Source organism: uncultured Rothia sp. (genome assembly GCF_937976295.1).
Classification (GTDB): Bacteria; Actinomycetota; Actinomycetes; order Actinomycetales; family Micrococcaceae; genus Rothia.
In genome coordinates, this window is sequence record NZ_CALJRY010000223.1 from 1 (window position 1) to 1,950 (window position 1,950).

A 1,950-nucleotide genomic window follows, 5' to 3' on the forward strand; every position below is an offset into this window, starting at 1 on the left:
GACCGGTTGCGGTTTCATTGCCGTGGGCTTGATCGTGACGCTTGCCCTGGGTTGGGATGATCCGAGCGAATCGAAGGATAGCCTGCAGCGTTAGCGGCGAGGCTTTTCTAGCTTCTGCGGTGCGGCAGTGCTGACGCTGCCGCGGCTGCGGAAGGTACCGGCTCAGAACACACTCTCAGAGCACTTTAGCGATGCGAAAAGGGGCGGAGGTTTTCACCTCCGCCCCTTTCAGCGTGTCTATAAGCTGTGAAGATTTTAGCTCCACAAACGGGTTTCTTCCCAACCTTGCGGTATGCCCATAGCCCGCGATACATCAACCCCAGGAACAGAGATATCAGGGCGTTCCTTCAGAATCTGCGTCAGAGATTCCGTATCCCCAATTCCGCCCTTGTCCATCAGATATTTGAGGAGAGTGAGCATTCCGAAAGTCTTACGCATTTTATGGTTCTCTTCACGTTGAGAAACCCCGAATAGGTCAATAACCTCACGGATTTCAGGGCTCTCAACTCTTCTACCGGACGTTACTCTCGGTAGAAGAACTTTGGAATGCACCCTGTTATACAGTCGTGCCTGATGTGCGCAGATATTCCGAATCCCTCTCAATGAACGTATCCAGCTTCCAAGCTGCGGATCGGTACAGTTCATATCCTGCGCTATCTGACGACGAACTCGTCTCGGGGAAATCATATATAGAGTCTGCAAGGCTCCCAAATCTAGAACCTCTACCAGCACCCAAACAGGGACTTTACCATCGTATTGTTCTATATGGTGTACAGCGAAATCTTCCTTAGAACGCTGAAGAGAGTCACTACAAATCTGGACAAACTTATTCCAGATTTCTCTCCTTGCCGGTCCTACATCTAGCAGATTTTCCTTCTCGTGAATTAGCGGGTCAATCTCTCCCAGTAAATGCCCCAGCCTAGCTCGTAGGTACACTTCAAGCTGAGATAGATGAGGAAGTGCAATAGAACGTAAACGCCGGTCGTACTCATAAAGAGCTATGACATCATCAAAACGTACCCCATCTCTAAACTGATTAAGCGGGGTAGTCTCTCCAAACGCATCACGCTCGGTTTGACGTAAAGCATGCCAATATCCACTAAGACGGTAGTAATTAACCTTGGCGAGAGATTCAATCGCTTCTTCACGATTTTCTATAGCCATCCCTCGACCTTCGAGTATGGCTAGTTGCTCACCATAGCTTTTAAATTCTTTAACTTCCCGCACCGTATCAAGACCCGAATCTACTGAAGATAAAAAAGAAGACCGGTCCTGTACTCCTTCAGAATTCTCAATCATTCATCAGGCAGTGGTGCCGGTTCTAGTAGTAACAACTTTACATTCTTTATCGCTCTTTACGCAAGAGCTCCCGTCATACAGTCCAACACATACGACCACACAACGCAAGGGCAGGATTCCTCAGAATCCTGCCCCTGTCGTATAGCTATGAGCTCATCCCGAATGCTTAGCGCTGCGAGAAGATCAGGCTCATCGCCTCCGCACGGGTTGCGGTGTTCATCAGCGCACCGCGCACCGCACTGGTCACGGTCTTCGCGCCCGGCTTACGCACACCGCGCATCGACATGCACATATGCTCAGCCTCAATCACCACAATCGCGCCGCGCGGGTTCAGATGCTCCTCCAGAGCCTCCACCACCTGCGTGGTCAGACGCTCCTGCACCTGCGGGCGGCGAGCATACATATCCACCACGCGGGCGAGCTTGCTCAGACCGGTCACCTTACCGTCCGGGCCGGGAATGTAACCCACATGCGCCACACCGTGGAAAGGCACCAGATGGTGCTCACAGGTCGAGTAGAACGGAATGTCCTTCACCAGCACCATCTCAGAGTGGGCAATGTCGAAGGTCGTACCTAGAATCTCGCCGGCGTCCTGGTGCAGGCCCGAGAAGAACTCCGCGTAGGCGCGCGCCACACGAGCCGGGGTCTGCT

2 protein-coding genes are annotated in these 1,950 nt (G+C 52.3%); both read right to left on the minus strand.

The window, feature by feature from the left end:
* Positions 1 to 255: 255 nt before the first annotated feature.
* Entirely contained in the window at positions 256 to 1,299 is a 1,044-nt protein-coding gene (locus Q0216_RS05970; protein WP_298593733.1) for an Abi family protein, read from the minus strand.
* Between the two features lie 166 nt (positions 1,300 to 1,465).
* A partial coding sequence (folE, locus tag Q0216_RS05975) for a GTP cyclohydrolase I FolE (protein ID WP_298593734.1) occupies positions 1,466 to 1,950 on the minus strand: 485 nt, incomplete at its 5' end.

Excerpts from the sequence above, each read along its gene's own strand:
- Q0216_RS05970 (WP_298593733.1), bottom strand. The coding sequence starts at position 1,299 with ATGATTGAGAATTCTGAAGGAGTACAGGACCGGTCTTCTTTTTTATCT.